This is a genomic window from Microbulbifer maximicatervae (SeqCode) (genome assembly GCF_052467225.1).
The window spans coordinates 4,504,014-4,524,351 of sequence record NZ_CP174303.1; the positions used below are offsets into that span (position 1 = coordinate 4,504,014).

General features: G+C 43.4%; 16 protein-coding genes and 2 pseudogenes. 14 read left to right on the forward strand and 4 right to left on the reverse strand.

Features of this window, described 5'->3' with window-relative positions:
- The first annotated feature begins 763 nt into the window (after positions 1-763).
- The 5 genes and pseudogenes from ACJJIZ_RS19480 (at position 764) to ACJJIZ_RS19500 (ending at position 4,593) form a co-directional block, all read left to right on the forward strand.
- Entirely contained in the window at positions 764-1,246 is a 483-nt protein-coding gene (locus tag ACJJIZ_RS19480) for a YcxB family protein (RefSeq protein ID WP_444914534.1), read from the forward strand.
- Between the two features lie 237 nt (positions 1,247-1,483).
- A pseudogene (locus tag ACJJIZ_RS19485) lies at positions 1,484-1,738 on the forward strand (DUF6559 family protein); the annotation flags it as partial.
- 789 nt (positions 1,739-2,527) lie between these two features.
- Complete coding sequence (locus ACJJIZ_RS19490) at positions 2,528-3,124, forward strand: hypothetical protein (RefSeq protein ID WP_444914535.1); 597 nt, start codon at positions 2,528-2,530, stop codon at positions 3,122-3,124.
- A 629-nt stretch (positions 3,125-3,753) separates the two neighbouring features.
- Positions 3,754-4,089, forward strand: coding sequence for an Imm8 family immunity protein (locus tag ACJJIZ_RS19495; RefSeq protein WP_444914536.1), 336 nt, complete (start codon positions 3,754-3,756; stop codon positions 4,087-4,089).
- A gap of 108 nt (positions 4,090-4,197) precedes the next feature.
- Positions 4,198-4,593, forward strand: a complete 396-nt coding sequence (locus tag ACJJIZ_RS19500; protein WP_444914537.1) for a hypothetical protein — start codon at positions 4,198-4,200, stop codon at positions 4,591-4,593.
- Positions 4,594-4,696: 103 nt separating this feature from the next.
- On the opposite strand, the gene ACJJIZ_RS19505 is transcribed toward ACJJIZ_RS19500, so the two are convergent.
- Complete coding sequence (locus tag ACJJIZ_RS19505; protein WP_444913809.1) at positions 4,697-5,731, reverse strand: IS481 family transposase; 1,035 nt, start codon at positions 5,729-5,731, stop codon at positions 4,697-4,699.
- A gap of 872 nt (positions 5,732-6,603) precedes the next feature.
- Between ACJJIZ_RS19505 and ACJJIZ_RS19510 the strand changes: the two genes are divergently transcribed.
- From ACJJIZ_RS19510 to ACJJIZ_RS19530, 5 genes are all read left to right on the forward strand, one after another.
- Positions 6,604-7,014 carry a hypothetical protein gene (locus ACJJIZ_RS19510; protein ID WP_444914538.1) on the forward strand — a complete coding sequence of 137 codons (411 nt, stop codon included), beginning with the start codon at positions 6,604-6,606 and terminating at the stop codon, positions 7,012-7,014.
- Positions 7,015-7,074: 60 nt separating this feature from the next.
- Positions 7,075-7,425, forward strand: a complete 351-nt coding sequence (locus tag ACJJIZ_RS19515; protein WP_444914539.1) for a hypothetical protein — start codon at positions 7,075-7,077, stop codon at positions 7,423-7,425.
- A gap of 789 nt (positions 7,426-8,214) precedes the next feature.
- Positions 8,215-9,480: an amidohydrolase family protein gene (locus ACJJIZ_RS19520; protein WP_444914540.1), complete on the forward strand. Its 1,266-nt coding sequence runs from the start codon at positions 8,215-8,217 to the stop codon at positions 9,478-9,480.
- A gap of 465 nt (positions 9,481-9,945) precedes the next feature.
- Positions 9,946-10,566: a class I SAM-dependent methyltransferase gene (locus tag ACJJIZ_RS19525; protein WP_444914541.1), complete on the forward strand. Its 621-nt coding sequence runs from the start codon at positions 9,946-9,948 to the stop codon at positions 10,564-10,566.
- 1,013 nt (positions 10,567-11,579) lie between these two features.
- On the forward strand, positions 11,580-11,813 hold the full coding sequence (locus ACJJIZ_RS19530) for a DUF5062 family protein (RefSeq protein WP_413664607.1): 234 nt from the start codon (positions 11,580-11,582) through the stop codon (positions 11,811-11,813).
- A gap of 44 nt (positions 11,814-11,857) precedes the next feature.
- On the opposite strand, the pseudogene ACJJIZ_RS19535 reads toward ACJJIZ_RS19530, so the two are convergent.
- Positions 11,858-12,607: pseudogene (locus ACJJIZ_RS19535) on the reverse strand (SDR family oxidoreductase).
- A gap of 90 nt (positions 12,608-12,697) precedes the next feature.
- On the opposite strand from ACJJIZ_RS19535, the gene gcvA reads away from it, so the two are divergent.
- Positions 12,698-13,627, forward strand: coding sequence for a transcriptional regulator GcvA (gene gcvA / locus ACJJIZ_RS19540; RefSeq protein WP_444914542.1), 930 nt, complete (start codon positions 12,698-12,700; stop codon positions 13,625-13,627).
- A 775-nt stretch (positions 13,628-14,402) separates the two neighbouring features.
- Here the strand turns inward: gcvA and ACJJIZ_RS19545 are convergent.
- The gene (locus tag ACJJIZ_RS19545) at positions 14,403-15,812 is read right to left on the reverse strand and encodes a YdgA family protein (protein WP_444914543.1); all 1,410 of its coding nucleotides are present in this window, start codon (positions 15,810-15,812) and stop codon (positions 14,403-14,405) included.
- Between the two features lie 1,163 nt (positions 15,813-16,975).
- Here ACJJIZ_RS19545 and ACJJIZ_RS19550 point away from each other — a divergent pair.
- Positions 16,976-17,452, forward strand: a complete 477-nt coding sequence (locus ACJJIZ_RS19550; protein ID WP_444914544.1) for a hypothetical protein — start codon at positions 16,976-16,978, stop codon at positions 17,450-17,452.
- Positions 17,453-17,510: 58 nt separating this feature from the next.
- On the forward strand, positions 17,511-17,861 hold the full coding sequence (locus ACJJIZ_RS19555; RefSeq protein WP_444914545.1) for a hypothetical protein: 351 nt from the start codon (positions 17,511-17,513) through the stop codon (positions 17,859-17,861).
- Positions 17,862-18,676: 815 nt separating this feature from the next.
- Here the strand turns inward: ACJJIZ_RS19555 and ACJJIZ_RS19560 are convergent.
- Positions 18,677-19,114 (reverse strand): DoxX family protein, encoded by a 438-nt coding sequence (locus ACJJIZ_RS19560; RefSeq protein WP_444914546.1) that lies wholly within the window; start codon positions 19,112-19,114, stop codon positions 18,677-18,679.
- 113 nt (positions 19,115-19,227) lie between these two features.
- Between ACJJIZ_RS19560 and ACJJIZ_RS19565 the strand changes: the two genes are divergently transcribed.
- Positions 19,228-20,097: a LysR family transcriptional regulator gene (locus tag ACJJIZ_RS19565; protein ID WP_444914547.1), complete on the forward strand. Its 870-nt coding sequence runs from the start codon at positions 19,228-19,230 to the stop codon at positions 20,095-20,097.
- The last annotated feature ends 241 nt before the right edge of the window (positions 20,098-20,338 follow it).

Genomic DNA, 20,338 nt, shown 5'->3' on the forward strand with positions numbered 1-20,338 from the left:
TTGAGTTGAGTGTCATGGCAGCGCGCAACCTCAACTTTGTCCGACTGGAAACCTATCGGCAGGCTAGCCTTGTCTTTTAATGCGTGGATTTTGGGTTCAGGCCTTCACCATGTCAAAGGTCTTAATCTTCGCATTAAGCTACTATGCCGTCGGCTGACTTCTGCTTAATCACCTTGGTCACTACTGACCGAGGCGCTGCTGCATCCCACCACCTTTGTCTATCCTCGCGACGGTGGCTAGCGAGTTGGGCCTACTTATGAATCAGCGGCCACGCTGACAGCTTCAAAGCAGCAAGCTAAACAGATCTCCCCAGATAAGAATGTGAACTTTCACTACACAACTGCATCATTGACTCTACCCGTTAGATCACCCGGCTTCGATGCCCCTGGCCACCTCGTCTCCAGGCTAAGCCTCATAGGATGTTTCTGTTCGCCTCTTGCTAGCGACCTTCTCCCCCACAAGACCGCACGGTATTGCAGTTGCCATTCGCTAGTAGTTAGCATTTAATGGAACCCATTAAATGGTGACCCTCCTGCAGGGGACTTTCACCCCATCAGTCCACGTCCATGCTGGGCGTGCCAAATTTAGGCAAGCGGACAAATTACAACGCCTTGGATTCCGTAATTTGCCATTGCTAAAGGCGTTATAAGGGGCTAAATCGAGGTCTTATTGAGAGATGTAGCGTAATTGACATTAGCTTAAAGAATCACCCTGACACTCACTGTAGTGCTACGACAAATTTAGCAGACACAATAATTTTTTTATGCAGCCTTTTAATACTCAATTTACCTTATCTAGAGATTATCTAGCCGAATGCTTTGATCAGTCTCTACCCCATGGGAAAAATGTCAAGCCCAATTACCTTCTTCCTACATTATTATTATCTTCTGGTGCGGGATTACTGTTATTTACTGAGCAACCTAAGATCGCAAGTTGCACGTTAATTGCATTAGGCGTGCTGGAACTGATTCACATTCGATATCGACGAGCTTGGTGGCTAGCACGGCAGATGCTTGGGAAAAGTGCCGGTAGTGAAGTGAAATTAACCATAGATAATGACGGAATCCAGACACAGAATCCTTATACGATAACAGCTCTGTCGTGGGCAGATATCGAGCGTATTATTGAAACCGATTTAGGGCTTATTTTGGTGGCTAAATCTGGGGGGCAGCAGTACTTGTCCAAATCGTTATTACCTGCTGAATTAACTAATAAGATAGTTACCAAGATTAAGGGTAAATATTGATTTCAATAAAAATAAAAATTGTGCCTACAATGCAGATAATACAATACATAACATGTTTCCCAAGCGCGACGCCTCTACGAGGCTTCCTCTTCGCAAGGCGTTAAATACGCACAAGGAACACGTAATGCAGTTCATTCGAAGAATACAACGAAATAGAGCGATAAAATCGTACTTGCGGAAATTGCCTAGGTTGCAAGCGAAAGATTATGGAAAATCTAAAAGGTATCGTCAAAACAAGTAAGGGCTACGATTGAGAGGTCAGGGCTCTCAATTATTTATACTTGTTACGCTATTTCAATTTTTTGCTCAAAGAAGGAATTTGATGCATATCATCATGAAATTGGTAAGGTTTGGAATTACGGAGCAATGCATGGAGAAATAGGAAATCTTCATTTTTACGGAAATGCAAACTTTAGTAGTAACGATGTTGCATCTGTTGGCTCTGACTTTGGTGGCGGTTCACATGGTATGGATGGCGGCGGCACAGATTGAGGCATTTAAATCGGGTAGCCGATAGTTTCTAGCTACCAGCCCCCACGACCATCCATCATGTGGGTCCGCAATAGGCGGCTCCCTATCCGAAATGAATCTCTGCCCAACGGCAGTACCAAGTAGCTCTTCATTTGATCTAAGCGCCATGGCTGCGCACTACTTTAATTTTATATCCGACTGGTATCATATCGTTAGGCTAGCCCGATCTTTTAACTCGTGGATTTAGGTTCAGGTCTTTACCATGTCCAAAGTATTAATCTTGGCATTTGGCTACTATACCGACCGTCGGCTGACTTCTGTTTAATCACCTCGGTCATTACTGACCGAGCTGCTGCTGGATCTCATCACTTTCATCTATCCCCTCGATGGTCGCTAGCGGGCTGGGCCTATTTATGAGTCAACGGCCACGCTGACATCTTCACAGCAGCAAGCTAAACAGATCTTACCTAAGAAAAGCGTGAACTTCGACTACACAACTGCATCATTTACTCCACCCGTTAGATCACCCGACTTCGGTGTCCTTGGCCACCTCGCATCCAGGCTAAACCTTGTATGATGTTTCTGTTCCTCAACTCATAGTTTTGCTAACGACTTCCTCCCCACAAGACCTCGCGGTGCTACAGTTGCCATTTGCTAGTAGTTAGCATTTAATGGCGCCCATTAAACGGTGATCTTCCTACTGTGAACTTTCACCCCATTGTTCCACGCCCATGCTGGGCGCATCAAAAAAAAGCAAGACGACGCATAAATTCGCGCTTGCTTTAAGCGTTATGTGAATCTTAGATAAATATGAAAAAAGCATTTTTTTTAGTTTTGATAGTTGGTGGAATTTGGAAATTTTACAACCACTCACCTGAGGTATCGTTTGGGCCTGGTGTAATGGCACCTGAGCTACCGCAGCAGGAGAAAATTGACTCTATTTTTGGTTTCAGTTTTGGAAAATACAACATTACAGAAATTGCAGAATTTAGAATTAAAGCAAAAGTACTTTCAAAGAAAAATTATCGTACTGGTCGAGAAGCAGAGCTTTCACCTACTGATTTAGTATTAGGTTGGGGAAATATGTCTGATGAGAGTATCCTAGAAAAAATTAGGATATCACAATCACGTCGATTTTATTGGTGGCGGGTAGACTCATTTCCAATACCTAGAAGAGAAATTGAAACCTATAGTGCTAATATGCACCTCATTCCTGGTGACGATGCTATAGAAGGCCTCATTGATGAAATTCGTAAGGGAGATATTATAGAAATATCAGGGAGTTTGGTAAACGTAAAATCTACCACCGATAATTGGTATTGGGAAAGTTCACAAACTCGTGAAGATACTGGAAAAGGAGCTTGTGAATTAATTTATGTTAAGAAGATTAATATAAATACTATTTAGTTTTGCATGTTTCATCACTTAAATCAGGTAGCCGTCAGTTTCTAGCTATCGGCCCCACAACACCCATCATGCGGGTCCGCAATAAGCGATTCTCTAACTGTAATCTCTATCCAATGATAGTGCCGAGCAGCGCATCATTTGAGCTGAGTGTCATGGCAGTACGCCTTCTCAACTTTATATCCAACTGAAAACATACCGGTAGGCTAGCCCTATCTTTCAACTCAAGATTTAGGTTCAGGCATTCACCTTGGCATAAGGCTACTATGCCGTCGGCTGACTTCTCTTTAACCACCTTCGTCATTACTGACCGAGGCGCTGCTATGCCTCACTACTTTAGTCTACCCCGCGATGGTAGTGAGTCAGCGGCCACGCTGACGACTTCACAGCAGCAAGCTAAACAGATCTCCCCAGATAGGAGCGTGAACTTTCGCTATACACCTACTTCATTTGCTATCCGCAAGTAGTTAGCATTTAATAGAACCCATTATACGGTGATCTTCCTACAGGGGACTTTCACCCCATTAGTTCACGCCCATGCTGGGCGTAATAAATAAAGACACTCGACATCAAAACCGCCGCTTTGGTTTTGATATCGAGCGCCTTAAGCGTTATGCATCCAGAGAGTTCTGATGAAGCCAGTCATCATTAGTTACGATTGTACTGATCATGACCCAATAGATGAGTGGGTACCAGAGGATGCTTACAATGTGGATTTCTGGATGAACTTCACAATTGGCCTAGACATCAAGGGGGGCGACAACTTCCTGGTTCGAGTCGTTACCCCAAACAATCTTCATGGAAAGAACTCAGCAAAACATGCAATTGTTCTCAACGAATACACTTGGGCAATTGTATTAGCTGAAGTTGACGCCATACTTGAGCACTGCCAAGGCATCAGTTGGACTGGTATTAGCGCGCAGTTATCTCAGTATTTTCAATGGGAGTATGACAATTACAAACGTTGAAAATAGGCTTTTTGGTGCAGCGCATAACAACACTCCAGCTACAAACGGCCTCTACCTGATGTATATCGCATTGTGCACCGGTTAACTTAGCGTTAAGTACACATACTGATGGATAGAATATTTCAAGACTACGAAGGCGATGTACCCGAGCTGGAAGGCTCCAAATTTACTATCGTGAAGTCGTTAATTGACGATGTTGACAAGGATATTTACCTTCTTTGGCTTTATGATGAGTTATCCGGTTCGTGGTATCGAATATTTATTGATGGACTCTATTGCGGAATTGATAAATATCCTAAAGATCAATCTTGTAATGATGAGGATGACGATATCTCTTGGGCAGATCATTCCGGTTGGTTTAGAGGCAAGCCCCTTTTATCCGCAACTGTAAGCTTCGATGGAAGAACTAATAGTGAAATTACCCTCAGAATGAAGTTTGATAAGGGTAGTTTTAAACTAATATGCAAGTTTGAAGCTGGAAATTCTCGCCTCGAGTTTGCTTAAATCGGGGAATCGGTGTTTCTAGATACCGGCCCCACACCATGTAGTAGTTCAGACTTGATCTGACAGTTACCGGTTTTTCAGAAGGTACTCTGTCAGGTCAAATTCAGTTTACGAGTTTCTCCTTCCAGATACTTTTACCCTCTTCAAGGGTTACCATCGGTGTGCGACCACAACACTTTTTACCCTGATGAGTTCGATCATTATTGTAATATACGAGCCATTCGTCCAGATCCTTTTGTAGCTCTTCTATTGATCCATAGATCTTTCGTCGTAACGATGGCTGGTAGAACTCTTGTAATATAGTTTTATGGAAGCGCTCACAGATACCATTTGTTTGTGGGTGCCTGGCTTTTGTCTTGGTATGTTCTATCTCGTTGATATTCAAGTACAACTGATAATCATGCTGCTCCAGCTTGCCGCAATATTCAGTACCGCGGTCAGTCAAAATACGCAACACCGGCAGATCATGCATGGCGTAAAACGGTAATACACGATCATTCAGAAGATCTGCTGCTGTGATTGGCGTCTTAGTGGTGTACAACTTGCAATGGGCTACCTTTGCATAGGTGTCGACATAGGTTTGTTGGTAAACACGCCCAACCCCCTTAAATGTTCCTACATAGAAGGTGTCCTGAGAACCTAGATAGCCGGGGTGTTGAGTATCAATTTCCCCGCAGGCTTCATCATCATGTCGCTTTCTTTCCAAGGCCTGAACCTGCGACTCCGTGAGGATTAGCCCCTCCTTAGCCACCTTGGCTTCAAGTGCTTTTAATCGTAACTTGAAGTTAGCCAGGTCGTTCCGTAACCAGATACTCCGAACACCACTAGGGGACACGAATACGCCACGTTTACGTAGCTCATTGGAGACTCGAACCTGTCCATGGGCAGGCTCTTGGAGGGCATAAGTCAACACGGCCTCTTCAATTGCTGTGTCAACACGGTTCTTGTGGTTAGGCACCCGTCGACTCTTTTCAAGAAGGGCGTCCACACCGCCACTTGAAGCAGCTTCCTTGTACCGATAGAAAGTGTCTCTCGAAACACCAAGCATCTTGCAAGCTTTTGAGATGTTGCCAAGCTCTTCTGCAAGATTGAGCAATCCGGTCTTGTGTTTGATGATACGATCATTAGTATGGATCATGGGGTTTATCCTTGGTTTTGTTTTTAGGTTTAGGCACCTTCATCAAAACCGGTAAACCCCTCTTTTTCAAGAGGATGTGTCAGATTTGGTCTGAACTAATACATATCATGTGCGCCCGCAACGGGCGGCTCCCTATCTGTAATGAATTTCTACCTAGCGATCACGTAACGTAATCAACGTCTAGCAGATTTTCATTTGAGCTGAGTGTCATGGCAGCGCGCCACCTCAACTTTAACCGACTGGAAACATATCGGTAGACTAGCTCTGTCTTTTAACTCATAGATTTAGGTTCAGGCCTTCATCGTGTCCAAGGTATTAATCTGCACATTTGGCTACTATTCCATTAGCTGACTTCTGTTTAATCACCTTAGCCATTACTGGCCGAGGCGCTACTATGCCCCACCAATTTGTCCTGGCCCCGCCTTAGAAGAGGGCCTACTTGTGAGTCAGCGGCCACGCTGACAGCTTCACAGCAGTGAGCTAAACAGATCTCCCCAGATAATTTCACTACACAACTGCATCATTTAGTCTACCCGTTAGATCAACCTGTTTCGGTGTCCTTTACTATCTCACCTCCAAGCTAAGCTTTGTATGATGATTCTGTAGGTCAGTTCATAGCTTTACAAGCTGCTTCGTCTCCACAAGGCCTCGCTGTATTGCAGTTGCCATTCGTTAGTAGTTAGCATTTAATAGAGCCCATTAAACGGTGACCTTTCCACAGAGGACTTTCACCCCATTAGTTCACGCCTATGCTGGGTGCACTAAGTCAGTTAACTTCGCACTCTAAGCGGCCAAATGCTTACAATCCGCTTCGCTACGTTTCAGCTGCGGGTTATTGACGTACTATGGATAAGTTGGTAATCGAGTAAGAGATGACAATAGAAAAATATCAAGAAGAAAAAGAGATATTACGAAACTTGAATAAACGAGAAAGCCTGTGGGGCATGTTGATAGCCACACTGATTGGAATTTTTCCAACATTAGCAGTCTTTTATGCTGCGCCGGAGTTATTTGTTTCTGTTTTAGGGTGGGTTATTCCAGGAGTAGTCCTCGGAGGTTTTGTTAAGCTGGCAATTAGCGCCCATAGTATTAAGCTTAGGCTTATTCCTGCTGGATTAATATTTCTACTTGGACCGTTGTTGCTACTGGTAACAGGAAATCCATTTACTTTTTTCATCGGTCTAATGAACATGTTTATAGTTATAACAATTACAAGGCCAAGATTATCAAAAGATCAGGAGCGGGCACTTTGGCTTCAACGACAGGGTAAGCTCCAACCATAACATGCAGCTGCAATCTAACCCCCGAAAGTGGAACAGGGCGCAAAATCTAAGGAGAAAAAAATGAGATGTATTTTAATAGCATTGTCACTGGTATTTTTTCTAGCTGGTTGCGCAGCTTCTATCCCAAAGGAAGATCTAGAGAAATCAGCATTTATTAGGGGAGGCTCAACCAATATTTGGTCAATAACAAGCGGCGGCTCAACGGTTTCTTTGACTGCCATTGATGGCCTACCTGCAAATACAAAAAATGGCCCTGTAGCAGTCAGCCCAGGCAAACATACAATTACTATGTCGTGCGCTGGCAATGAAAATGAGTTTGAGCTAACCGTCAAAGCAGGTGAAATATACGAGTATACCTATGGTGTTGGTGGGCCAAAGGGGTGTTTTGGTGGGCTCATCAAGGTTAATTGATCTAAATCCGGTAGCTTCTAGTTACCGGCCCCCACACCACCCATCGTTCGGGTCCGCAATGGGCGGCTCCCTATCTGTACGGGCGAACGATAGTCTCAAACAGCTCTTCAATTGAGTTGAGTATCATGGCAGTGCGATACCTCAACTTTATCCAACTGGAAACATATCGGTACGCTAGCCCTGCCTTTTAGCGCGTGGATTTAGGGTCTAGGCTTGCACCATATCCAAGGTATTAATCTTGGCACTTAGCTACTATGCCGTCGGTTGATTTCTGTTTAATTACCTTGATCATTACTGACCGAGGCGCAGCTGTGTTCCGCCACTTATTTTCTCTCCCCGCGATGTCAACTAACGGGTTGGGCTGACAGCTTCGCAGCAGCAAGTGAAACAGATCCCCCCAGATAGGAGCGTGATCTTTCACTCCACAACTGCATCATTAATTCTACCTGTTAGATCACCTGGCTTCGGTATCCTTGGCCACCTCGCCTCCAAGCTAAGCCTTTTAGGATGTTTCTATTTGTCAGCTGGTAGTTTTGCTAGTGACCTCTTCCCCATAAGACCTCGCGGTGTTGCAGTTGCCATTCGCTAGTAGTTAGCATTTAATGGAATCCACTAAATGGTGATCCTCCTACATGGGACTTTCACCCCACTTAGTCCACGCTCATGCTGGGCGTACCAGGTGGCTGCACTGGATAAATTTTAGCTGTCACTTTTTAAGCGAAATTACACACAAATCGCTATCAAAATTTGCTCGGTGATCGGGCGTTATAATTATAAGGGAGATTCTCATTGATAAAATTTCTAAAATATTTTGCCAGCTTTGTTGTCCTTGGTGGGATCGCATTTATAGTCGCCTACAACCATAATCTATATGTTTGGGAGCAACCAAGTAGAAGCATGTGGATTAGCAATGGTAGCTTATTTGATGGTACTGGTACGTTGCCCATTGAGAACCCTGGAATCCTTGTAGAGGATGGTAAAATTTCTTGTCTGGGAGATACTTGTGAAGTACCAATAGATGCTATTCAAGTTGATGCAGCAGGTAAATCAATTGTACCTGGCCTCATAGAGCTTCACGGTCATTTTTTCAGTGGTAAAGCTGATTCTAGTGAGAGCAGCTTACCTGTAATGATTTGGAATTCGATCCGATTGCAACCAGATGTTAGGCGGAAGCTGATCGAATCAGGTATTACAAGTTATCGTTCCGTCGGCGATCCCAGCTCGGGAATTTATAAGCTAAAAAAATCACTTGACGACCAGGAGGTCGCTGGACCACATATGTTTATTGCAGGGCCTATATTTACTGCTCCTGGTGGACATCCGGTTCAAAGAATACCAAATCGGATGATCGAGCAAATGGTCGTGCAATCCGATGATCCAAAATATGTAAAGGAGAAAATCGCTGCTCTGGTTGAGCAAGGCATTGACGGTATTAAAGCCGTCTATCAGGGCCATACAAATGAACAAGGCGAAATCACGTTACCACGCATCTCAAAGGAAACCTTGCAGGCTATTACAACGGAAGCTCGCAAGCATGGTCTTTGGGTTGCAGTACACACAGGCTCTCCACAAGAAACTAATGAAGCTATTAAAGCTGGAATAACTACCATTGAGCATGGTGTGCGACATGGCAATCTCATTAGCCCAGAAACAATGCAATTAATTGTCAAGCACAATATAGTTTATGTGCCAACTTTAGGTCGAGAACCCAAAGGACACCTGAATATACCGGCCCTACACGAGGCTGGAGTTCAATTTGGTGTTGGCACTGATACACAAGGCAAAATGATTGCTGGTGACAGCTACCACAATGAATTGTCACGCATGGTTGATGCTGGACTACCTGATGCGAAAGCGCTTATAGCCGCCACTAGAAATGGTGCGGAAGCTTTAGGGTTAATTGATCAACTGGGGACTATTGAAGTTGGTAAATCTGCTGATCTACTACTTGTCGATGGTCAGCCTTGGAGTGATATTCGTGACCTTAAAAATATCAAGATGGTCGTTCTATCAGGACGAATTGCGTCGGATAAACGTGAACTGACATCGATTTAAATACCCTGATCCCCCGTTAACGATTTATAAATCGGGTAACCGGTAGTTTTTATCTACCGGTCTCCACACCACCCATCGTGCGGGCCCCAACGGGCGGCTCGCTATCGGTAATGAGTATCTACCCAGCGATCACGCAACGATATCATTTACTCTACCCGTTAGATCATATGGCTTCGGTATCCCTGTCCACCTCGCCTCCAAGCTAAGCCTTCTAGGATATTTCGGTCCGTCAGCTCGTAGTCTTACCAGCGGTTCTTCCCCACGATACCTTACGGTATTGCAGTTGCCATTCGCTAGTAGTTAGCATTTAATGGATCCCATTCAGCAGTGATATTCCTACAGGGGATTGGTCCACGCCCATACTGGGAATACCAAGGCCAAGTAGCACCCCCCTTCGGGAGCTGGACCTCGCTACGCTCGGCCGCTGTTGGCGGCGTTAGATTTTCTGCTCATCGGAGATAGGGAATGTCAACGAGAGAAATCTCCAAATATTATGACTCAACAGAACACAGTGATACTCGAGAAGATTTAATTTTTGCTCTTAGCGAAGTAAAAGGAAGAAAGGTTGCTATTGATTGTGGCTGTGGAGCAGGATCAGATATCGCTTATTTGCGCGGTAAAGATTTCACAGTTCATGCCTTTGATATCGAAAATGAGTCTATATCTAGATGTCGTAAACGATTCAAAGATGATGAGCAAGTTATTCTATCAAAGGATAGTTTTAATACTTTTAACTATCCTGAGTCCTCGCTGGTAGTTGCTGATGCCAGTCTTTTCTTTTGTCCTGAAAAAGATTTTGAGTCAGTTTGGTTGAAAATAACTAACTCTTTAGCAGAAGGTGGAATCTTTTGTGGTTCATTCCTAGGGCCGAAAGACACAATGGCTGGGCCTGAGTATGATAAGGAAGCATTTTGGAGTGATACTCTAGTTATGAATGAATCGAAGATAAGAAAACACCTCAGTAACTTTGAGCTATTAAAGTGGACTGAACATGACCTTTCAGGAGAAACTACAGATGGTACACCGCATCATTGGCATATATTCTCCATCGTAGCGAAAAGAAAATCTAAATCGGGTAGCCGGTAGTTTCTAGCCCCCCATTCCACCCATCGTGCGGCTCCGCAATTGGCGGTTCCCTATCCGTAATGAATCTCCGTTTTACTAGCGGCTTCCTCTCCACAAGATCTCTCAGTGCTGCAGTTGCCATTCGCTAGTAGTTAGCATTTAATGGAACCCATTGAACGGTATTCTTCCTACAGTGGGCTATAACTCCATTAGTCCATGCCCATGCTAGGTGTACCAATTGGCTGCTGGATCTCAGTATTGTGTGCTTCGTCGCCGCGCCAAGTGTTAAACACACGCAAGATTAGGAGCCCTCTCCGTTTTATCGCGGCTGCTGAACCCGATAATTGATAGAGGAAAGGATAATGGATGATTTAAGAAGCAGGGCTGCGAGAAGATCCAAGACCAAAGCTAAGCCCCATAAGAATAGTGCTAGAACTGAAAATCCATGGATTTCGGAGAAAAACTGGAAGTTGATGTATACACGCTCTGAAAAGCTTCGTAGAGCTAAGCAATTAGGGATCGAGTACCCCTAGCGAACTATGCTTCAAGTCCTAAATACTGAGCTTCCTGAGAAAGATTAAGATATGCGAAATCTCCTATTCATATGCAGCCGGAATTAGTGGCGTAGTCCTACAGCTGAAGCCATTTGGAGAAAACACCCTGATTTCAGCGCTAAGTCTGCGGGTACCAGCTCGCGGGCTAAAAAAACAGTCAGTTCAGCAGATGTTCGCTGGGCTGACTTGATATTCGTCATGGAACAAAAGCATAAAAATAGGCTATTAGCAGAATTTTCTAGAATGCTGGATCATAAGCCAGTTCATGTCTTAGATATTCTAGATGAATACAAGTACATGGACCCGGAGTTAGTTCAAGAATTAGAATCCATTGTTGGGGCGTACTTGGAGAGTTAGTGCCGAGGTTCAGTCCTTAACAAATTTAGGTAAGCTGAAAAATTACTACACCTGCGGTTCCGCAATTTCCCTCTGCTAAAAACGGTAGGTGCGTAATATCGACAACCTCTTTGAGACATAATAATGAAGAAACTCAAAAATGAAAAAGAGTTAGTGAAAAAGGCTATAGCACTCGGTACTGCATATGGCACCAAGCGAGGAGTTGTTGAGTTCGAAGCTACCGATTCAGCTCACGAGAAACTCGAATATATTTACCGTCTTTTAGTTCACGATAAAGTAATTCAACCGCTTCCAGAAGACAAGATATCACAGAAGGCAATCATGCATAGGTTGGCAATTTGGGCTTCAAAGTACTGAGCGCTCTAATAGGATTTTCAGCTAAATCAAGTAGTCACTAGTGTCTAGCGAACCGCCCGATTCATACCGCCATCAGACAAGATACTTTGCCCATTGATGTATCGGGCTTCATGTGAAGCAAGAAAGACACAGGTCTGCCCGATTTCTTCGAACGTGGCAGTACGCTGTGCGGGTATGGATCTGCGGGCAAACTCCGACAGGTTTACGTTTTCACAGAAGCCCGGCATTAAATTATTCATGCGAATATTGTATCTTGCATAACGATCACCATAGAGCTTGGCAAAACTGTGTAAAGCGCCACGCAGCATGCTCATCGGATAAGGCGCTCTCGGCTCAACCGTGTTCATTGAAGAAATGTTGACGAATGCCCCTCCTCCCTGCTCAATATAAATCGGCGTGACGATACGGGCAAGTTTGACGACATTGAGCACGTACATATCGAGGCTCTCATGCCAGAGATCATCACTTAGCTCGAGTAGGGGGCCGTTGAAATCAGGATCGAACCCTACTGTTTTAATTTCTTCCGGCACCCCGCCACCATGGCCCATATTGCTAACGACGGCGTCGATACGGCCATAGGTTTGCATCGTGTCGTCGACCATTGCCTGCAGATCTGCGGTTTCGAGAACCGAACCCTACCGCCCTATACCACCTAATTCCTTGGCCAGTTCAACACTGCGGTTGGAAGGGGACATCAACGAGACCTTGTAACCCACCTTAGCCATTTCGCGGGCGCAGCCGGCACCAATTCCCTGACCAGTTCCAGTCATAATAGCAACTCTTGTTTCGGACATTACGCTATCCTCTAGTGCAAATAATTCATGGGTGGAGGTCAATATACGATATTTAAAAGTGGCAGCAAAAGGATATAATTACATGTACTTATGAGTTTAATTCATACCAAAACACGATCTTTACCATCTTTGGCCGGCTTGCGTGGGTTTGAGACTGCGGCAAGGCATATGAGTTTTACCGATGCTGCGAAGGAGTTGAGTGTTACGCAAACGGCGATCAGTCACCAAGTGAGAAATTTGGAGTCGAGACTGGGTGTAAAACTGTTCCATCGTGCGGGAAAGTCGATTTCTCTTACCGATGCCGGGAAAAAGCTGTTATCCGAAGCCAGTGAATGTTTTGATCGACTCGAAAATACGCTCCACCTCATCAAAGCCGAGAGTCAATCTCCGGTGGTAACCGTGAGCGTAACCCCCAGTTTTGCCAGCAAATGGTTAATACAGCGGTTAGGTAACTTCTGGAGAGCCTACCCTGATATACAGTTGAATGTTCACCATACCCTGGCTCTCGCCAATTTCACTAACGATGGTGTCGATATTTCCATTCGAGCTGGTGACGGAAACTGGCAAGGTTCAGTGACCAGGCTTTCGTTGCCACTCGATTTAAGCCCGATTTGCCACCCTTCGCTGCTTAACGGCAAAAATCCTTTGAAAGTGCCTTCCGACCTCAAGCATCAAACCTTACTGCATGAAGATAATTTCGACGATTGGGCATCCTGGCTCAAAGCAGCCGGGGTCGACGATGTCGATCCGCGATCAGGTAGCGTCATGAATGATGGTAACTCTCTCGCAATTGCCGTCGAAAACTGCCAGGGCGTTGCACTGGGTCGAATATCTCTAATCGAGGATGACTTAAAATCTGGAAGAATCGTAAAACCATTCGACGTGAGTATTGATTCCAACTTTTCTTATTATCTTGTCTGCCCATACGAAAAACTTGATAGTCCTGGAGTACAGGCTTTTCGTAATTTTATACTCAGCGAGGTAAATCAATCTGGTCAACGCAAGTCAGGAGAGAGATAAGGTATCGCCTAACAACAATCAATTAGCTGGACACGGCAAAGCTTTACCGATAACCCCAAGCGTTAATAGTCTTATGGAAATGATCCATCTACAAGTAAAATATTTTCAGGAAATATTGATCCAGCGGTCTCGTAGCTAATTGATGCAAGGAGTTCTGAAAATAATAATGTTTAAAATCCGCAAAAGCAAAAAGTCATAGTCACGTAACTTGATTAGGCACCAGACTCAGCACTACATGTTTTGCTAGGTGCTAACAGTGCTAAATACACACATTATATACACAAGTGTAAAATGCCGAACGGAGAACACATGAATAAAGTAAGGGATACATGTGATATTGAAGATAAAAAATTTAGCAAATCAGAAATTAAAAAACTGAAAATAGAGTTCTAACAATACCCCACCCTAAAGATATCCACAAAGCGATCTTTCGCAATCTAAATATATTGATAATTACTTACCAAAAAAAATACTAAAATTAAAAATAGAGCACCACAAGCTTTAACACTTATTATTACTTAGCTTTGATTTAATAACTACATCATCAGTATTTAGAGAGTCACATATGAGTTCATGATAACCACGGGGCAGCAATGTTTAGATGAGATATTATTGCGATTATACCGTCTACAACACTAACTTATGTCCAACTTTATTGGCAACACAGTTAAAACAGGAAAACAAATAAATCATCAGCCTTGGAAGGGTAACAAGAGAAGGGGAAGTATGAAGTGGCTTAAGATAAGCCACTTCTATTACAAAAGGCTAATATCTACTAAAGCGGTAGCGGCATAGGTTTTTCATTCACCTTAAGCTCGCTGTCTTTCAGGCTGACATTTGAGATGTAGCCGTCATTGGTAGACACTAACAAACCTTGCTGTTCAAGAGACGCTAATATGGTCGGCACTTGTTGAGCAGCGATTTGCTCCAGTTGCTCTTCACTCATACCTTGAGTTTGAGGGTTATTTTTCAATTGAGCTTTCATCACTTGTACGGCAATAAATTCAATCACAGCTTTATCGCCACTTAGCTCTCCGTCAACTAAGGTATGTGACAGCCAAAAAGCCGGATCTAGCGGTTGCTCCGGTAACGCACTGATGCCAACTAAGCTAGTATGAAGGTTACTGTTAAAGCTGCCTTGTGGGAAAGTTCCACGTAAGCTGGTAATGTTCAGTTGAGGCTCGCCAGCCACTAAAGATAGCAAGTTTTCACTCATAAACTCCATTGTCTTAGCAGTTGCTTCTTCCGTAGGTAGTTTATTGAGTGAGATGGCAAACTCCTGATAAGACTTCATAAATTCCTGGCTGATATTGGTGACCTCAAGCTCAAGGGCCAGGTCTTCACCATGGAATTCAGCTATATCGACCTTTTTAGTTCCATAGGCAACTTGCATATTCCCCAGCTGATTTTCTGGGTTAAGTTCAGTACTGGCTTTTATATATAGATCAGCAATGTCAACATTTTCTTCCTCCTCTTTATCATTTAACTTGATGACGCCAAGGTTAATTGTTGTATCAGAATCATAAAAAGCACTCTCAAAAATTGCTTCAAGGGAGGAAGGTATGGTCATATCTACAGTCAACCTTTCAACCTTAACGTCCCTTAGCTCGGAAGTAACGGTAAGGCTATCGGCGCTCCCCAGGTAAGTTAGTTGCTCCCCCTGATATTGCCCGTTACCCTGAAAACCGCTAAAAGTTAACTGAGCTTTTTGATCCTCAACATCAGTAGTAAATGGCGCAATGCTATCGTTATAGTAATAACCACCTAAGGCATTCATATTACCATGAACCTGGTAAAAAGGAGCTTCCTCAGCCCAAACCAAATGTTCACGCAATTGATCGCCGGCAACTTCTAGCGACCAGCCGAGCCAACCAAAACCAGCATGCTCACCGAAACGGAAGGGGCCATGGGAAGCACTAAAGTCTACTTCTACAGAAAAAGGATCAATTTCAGGGGCACCTGATACATCCGAGAAAGCACTGACATCCATGCTCACCAAAAAGGTGGTCTGGGTTGAAAACCAGGATGAATCCATGCTTTTTACTTCAACCGTGTATGCCGAATTTTCATTCGCGGCAGTGACTATTTCATCAATGGATGACTCTAGTTGAATGCCAACAATTTTCGGCGCAACAACACCTGTAAGCACTGCTGCCGGAAGCAATACTGTTAATACTTTTTTCATTGAGATAAATCCAATTTACAAATGGGATGGAAGACAGGTCTATTATCGACAGAGTTATTTCCAGCATTATCTCATATTTACAGACGACTGTAAGTCAAAATATATACTTTTCTAGTAAAGACTTCAGGCGTAATAGATATCAATTACAAAACAAGCGTACCTATAATGGCAATAAGTAATGCAAGCTCTATGAATTCTATTGCGTGCGTTATCTTGACCGGTGCGCGGTAATGGTGGAAGAAATTTACTAAGCAGTACTTGGAAGATCGTGAATCAAATCTTGGATGAAATTTTGCTCCGTTGAGTAGTCGCCTCCTCTTTGGATATATCGGGAGAAGGTACTGAAAATACATGCGCAACCTTGTTGCATTCTCAACAGTGTTCACAGCTAGAGTGATAGCTATCATTAATCAACTAATGGTAGATACGATACCACCGCCGACATCATCAGCCTGCATCCAAAAATTGTGTATAGATGACAACAGGAAAGAAGAGAGGAACAGTTGGTCGAGAAGACCAGCGGTAGTATGAGTATGCAAAGGGATGAAACCTCAACCTCGGACAGAAGACGAATATCTAGCAAAACAAGTTAGAAACTGCATAAGGAAGTTGATTCTCCAAAAAAGTGCGACGCGTTTCTAAAAGCTGAAAGATTTACATTCATTGCCCACAAATAATGGAACTTTGGTGCCATATATATGTATAGATATTCAATTACACCCTCTCACGTCTTTTACAAACAGCTTAGCCGTGAGGAGAGCATGCGAGACAGAGAAAACCGTCGAATTACAGGGTACCTAACCCCAGTGTAATGGTAGTTATGAAACCCAAAATTTGGTTAGAGCCGAAAGTTAATGATGCACTAATAAACCACAAATGCGTTGAGTTCCATAAGAGTGAGACTGAAACCTTTTGTAAAGCAGTAAGTATCTTTCGTTAACTCTCTTTACTGGGATCTCTTTATAAACTTTCAACCCTAATATAAGAGATCCCAGTAAAGAGAATCAAGTATACCGACTGAGCTAGACTCCTAATGGACAAGTGATGTGTCCTTCCTTAAGATCAATATGAAAAAATGACCGCATAAGATGAATATAAGCTAGCGTCTACTTTACCGGTGGAGGCTTTATGTAATAGGACGTGCAAAAGGCGTAAGTAATCCTATGAATCGACGCAAGCTATTATCACTAGTTACCACTTTGAGCATCTTAATTGGCTTAGTCTTTGTCGCAACACCATTTTTTGCCTCTATGAACCCAAATAAAGCTGCTAAGAGCAGCTCAAAAATCAGAATAGATTTGTCCGAGATCCCAGAGGCTGGAGCACTAGAAGTCGATTATCAATGGTATAAAGCTCTTGTGGTCAAAAATCCTGAAATGACAGTTTTCGTAGTGCCCTACTCCGATGGGACCTATTGGTTACCAGACCCCACCTGGGAGCGCCCTTTTCTGCCATGTAACAAATTTCTCATTCGAAAAGATGGCTTTTATTGCAAAGATCCCAGCCTCCATGAAGGTTGGCATGAACAAGCTCAATGGGATTCACAGGGGAGCAATAAAGGGACATGGATGCCCGATCTACAAAAGCTAAACTTTAGGATTCAGGGCAAGTACCTAGTACTGAGTCCAGAGTACAACTAATTACCAACAAATCAATACAGCCGATCGATTAAAGTGTCAGGAGTAAAATATAGCTGTAATGAAAAACATATTTTTACCTATGGTTTTAATTCTATGCTCCTGTTCGTCAAGTATAGATGAAGACAGCATAAATATAGAATCTGCGACTGAGTCTTTGGAGCGGCTATTATTAAAATGTACAGAGAAAGGGGAGTATTTTTCTAGTGAAGTAGAACATATTGAGCCAATCGGAAAAAGGCATTCCTATTGCGACCAAAGTGGGGCTTATATCAAATATGGTAATGTATTCGTTTCAGAGTACGGTTTGTATATGCCTGCAAAGGGAGTCACTGTTGTAGAATCTGATGGCTCTGACCCCAGCTATAAAAAAATCCATGAATCTGTCTATAGCTACAAAATTCGAGGATAAAGTGCCTAACTGACCAAGCAAGCGGTATGAGGGTAAATCAGGTGGAGTATACTTTAAGAGCGATGGAAACTACTACTTAATGAAAACTAAAAAAGTAGATAGCCTGCTAGAATCTTACAAAACAGTACGTTTTCCAGGATACTATGCGTATCGTTCTGATTATTTTAGTAATAGCTACTGCTATCAGTTGCGCAATTCAGGTACCTTTCGAAGGTGACGACAACCTTACCAGAAGCCTGTAAATTCAAACTTGGAGTAGGCCCGGAGAACATTGGACCTATCAAGAGGGAGAGAAAGGCGAGTTCAATACATATATTGGCCACCCACACTTTCCGCTCACTTATGATTTTGTTTGGTCTATAGAAGACTCTGTGCTGTATGTAGAATACGATCAATATTATGAGAAAGAACAAAAAGAATATACGTACAATATCCTTGAGCTACAACAAGCACGCATGGTCCTTGAGCCTTTACACGGAGGGCGTAAGATTGTCCTCAATGTATATAATTTTTAAAAAGAATTGCCAGCAGCTCCTGAAAATTTTATTGGAGGCAAGTCGAGGCTAACAGATAGAGAGTCCTGACTGTAAATGCAATGTTTAAATTCTTCAGGACACTCACTCGAGCGACAGCTAATACGGCCTGAACCGGTTACCTCATCTTCCAAGGTATCCTGAAGAGTGTCAGGTAAGGCTATTTACCCAGTGATCCGACATTAGCAACCTCCATAAAACTATATTCCTGTTGATTGCTACTCTTGTCAGATCAGTCAACGGAGTAAGCCGACATATTTCTATCCAATACACCGTAACTGGTCATATCTTATTGGCCTCTGACATTGCTCTTTGCGGTGAGGAGATATTATTTCTGACTTCCTCATCAGAAAAATTAAGGCGAGTCAGTCTCGCATTCAAGGTTACAACAACCGCTAAAACGGCTAATAGGACAGTAGCTGGTAAAGCGGTGCTGAGCGCTTGCCCGGCCAGTAGGTGCGATCCCGAAGCCCCGATCAGAGCTATCGAGAAGCCAGCATATCCCCACTGTTTAAGTGTTTTGAACTTTGGTTGAAGAATTGCAATCGCGCCAATCAAATAGGCGGTTCCTAAAATTTTCAACAAATAAAGCGGGTAGCCTAAATCAACCGTTGCCTGAACAATGGATTCCTGTCCTGTTAGTTTGGCCATGCCTGATATCATCATCAGCACCGCGAACATAGATGAGGCCACGTAAAAGATGACTACCTGTTTTCTCATGAAGGGAACCCTATTTCGTTAAATGACGAGCACAGACTAGGTGTTCTCTTATTGCAGTTATATAGACAAAAAGGCAAACTTCTATTGCATGAATGCAACGTCAGGGTAATGTCATGGATTGGAATGATTTGAAGGTCGTTATCGCGCTTGCAGAGAAAGGAACCTTAAAGGCGGCTTCTAGCCAGTTGAATGTTAATTCAACCACTGTTTGGAGGCGGATCCAGCAGCTTGAAAGCGAGCTTTCAACGCAGCTATTTATTGTTAGTCGTCGCGGCTACCAACTGACTGAGGCGGGGCGAACTGTTTTGGATAGTGCCAAGCGAATGGAGTCATTGGCCGATGGCATCCTCATTCAAAGTTCTCTGCAACATGACAAAGTTCAAGGTTTAATTCGTGTTACCGCACCCTCAACAATGGCAACGACCACTTTGCCCGAATGGGTTAGTGAATTCCGGAGGTCATTCCCCGACGTTGAATTTGAGATCCTTGAAAGTGAGCAGGCTCTGGATATCGAGCATCGCGATGCGGACATTGCCATTAGGGCAAGTCATACAGCACCGGAAAACCTTATTGCACGTAAAATGAGAGATGTAAACTTAAGCATCTATGCCTCTGAAGACTTTTTGACGATTAGTGGGTATAACGCTCCTTTCAAGTTGTCCGAAATTGAACGCCTAACAGCTATTGACTACGTGCACTTAGATAACCCAGCAGTGCACTGGTATCAGAAACGAATTAAACACAACACTAAATCCATATATTGTAATTCTATCACTACAGCATTGAACGCTGCGCTTAATGATCAAGGGATAGCGTTGTTACCAGCTGATGATTCATACGATCTAGTTGAACTCTATCAACTGGACGCTAAGTACAACTCATCTTTGTGGATTCTGGCTAATAAGGATCTGAGAAACACAGCACGTATCAAGGCTTTTTGGGACTTCTTAATTACTAAAATGGAAAATTATAAAGTTCAATGATTTGCATATTCCTATGCATGGAACTATCAGGGGATATAAAATTCTATGTATGACGAAATGTTACAACACCAAAGGTTCCTCTATCTCTTCTTCATTCTCTTGTGATCTTATTTTTCTGCCTCAAGTCCAAACCTGACTATGCAATTTACACCTAATAGGTTTCTGATAAGTCCCCGTTTATGCGGCCCTTGATAGGCTGGCTATCAAACAATATGTTACAAATCAAGGACTTAGGTTACCA

Excerpts from the sequence above, each read along its gene's own strand:
- ACJJIZ_RS19560 (WP_444914546.1), bottom strand. The coding sequence starts at position 19,114 with ATGAGAAAACAGGTAGTCATCTTTTACGTGGCCTCATCTATGTTCGCG.
- ACJJIZ_RS19555 (WP_444914545.1), top strand. The coding sequence starts at position 17,511 with ATGAAAAACATATTTTTACCTATGGTTTTAATTCTATGCTCCTGTTCG.
- gcvA (WP_444914542.1), top strand. The coding sequence starts at position 12,698 with ATGAGTTTAATTCATACCAAAACACGATCTTTACCATCTTTGGCCGGC.
- ACJJIZ_RS19500 (WP_444914537.1), top strand. The coding sequence starts at position 4,198 with ATGGATAGAATATTTCAAGACTACGAAGGCGATGTACCCGAGCTGGAA.
- ACJJIZ_RS19505 (WP_444913809.1), bottom strand. The coding sequence starts at position 5,731 with ATGATCCATACTAATGATCGTATCATCAAACACAAGACCGGATTGCTC.
- ACJJIZ_RS19525 (WP_444914541.1), top strand. The coding sequence starts at position 9,946 with ATGTCAACGAGAGAAATCTCCAAATATTATGACTCAACAGAACACAGT.
- ACJJIZ_RS19550 (WP_444914544.1), top strand. The coding sequence starts at position 16,976 with ATGAATCGACGCAAGCTATTATCACTAGTTACCACTTTGAGCATCTTA.
- ACJJIZ_RS19515 (WP_444914539.1), top strand. The coding sequence starts at position 7,075 with ATGAGATGTATTTTAATAGCATTGTCACTGGTATTTTTTCTAGCTGGT.
- ACJJIZ_RS19545 (WP_444914543.1), bottom strand. The coding sequence starts at position 15,812 with ATGAAAAAAGTATTAACAGTATTGCTTCCGGCAGCAGTGCTTACAGGT.
- ACJJIZ_RS19530 (WP_413664607.1), top strand. The coding sequence starts at position 11,580 with ATGAAGAAACTCAAAAATGAAAAAGAGTTAGTGAAAAAGGCTATAGCA.
- ACJJIZ_RS19510 (WP_444914538.1), top strand. The coding sequence starts at position 6,604 with ATGACAATAGAAAAATATCAAGAAGAAAAAGAGATATTACGAAACTTG.
- ACJJIZ_RS19480 (WP_444914534.1), top strand. The coding sequence starts at position 764 with ATGCAGCCTTTTAATACTCAATTTACCTTATCTAGAGATTATCTAGCC.
- ACJJIZ_RS19490 (WP_444914535.1), top strand. The coding sequence starts at position 2,528 with ATGAAAAAAGCATTTTTTTTAGTTTTGATAGTTGGTGGAATTTGGAAA.
- ACJJIZ_RS19495 (WP_444914536.1), top strand. The coding sequence starts at position 3,754 with ATGAAGCCAGTCATCATTAGTTACGATTGTACTGATCATGACCCAATA.
- ACJJIZ_RS19565 (WP_444914547.1), top strand. The coding sequence starts at position 19,228 with ATGGATTGGAATGATTTGAAGGTCGTTATCGCGCTTGCAGAGAAAGGA.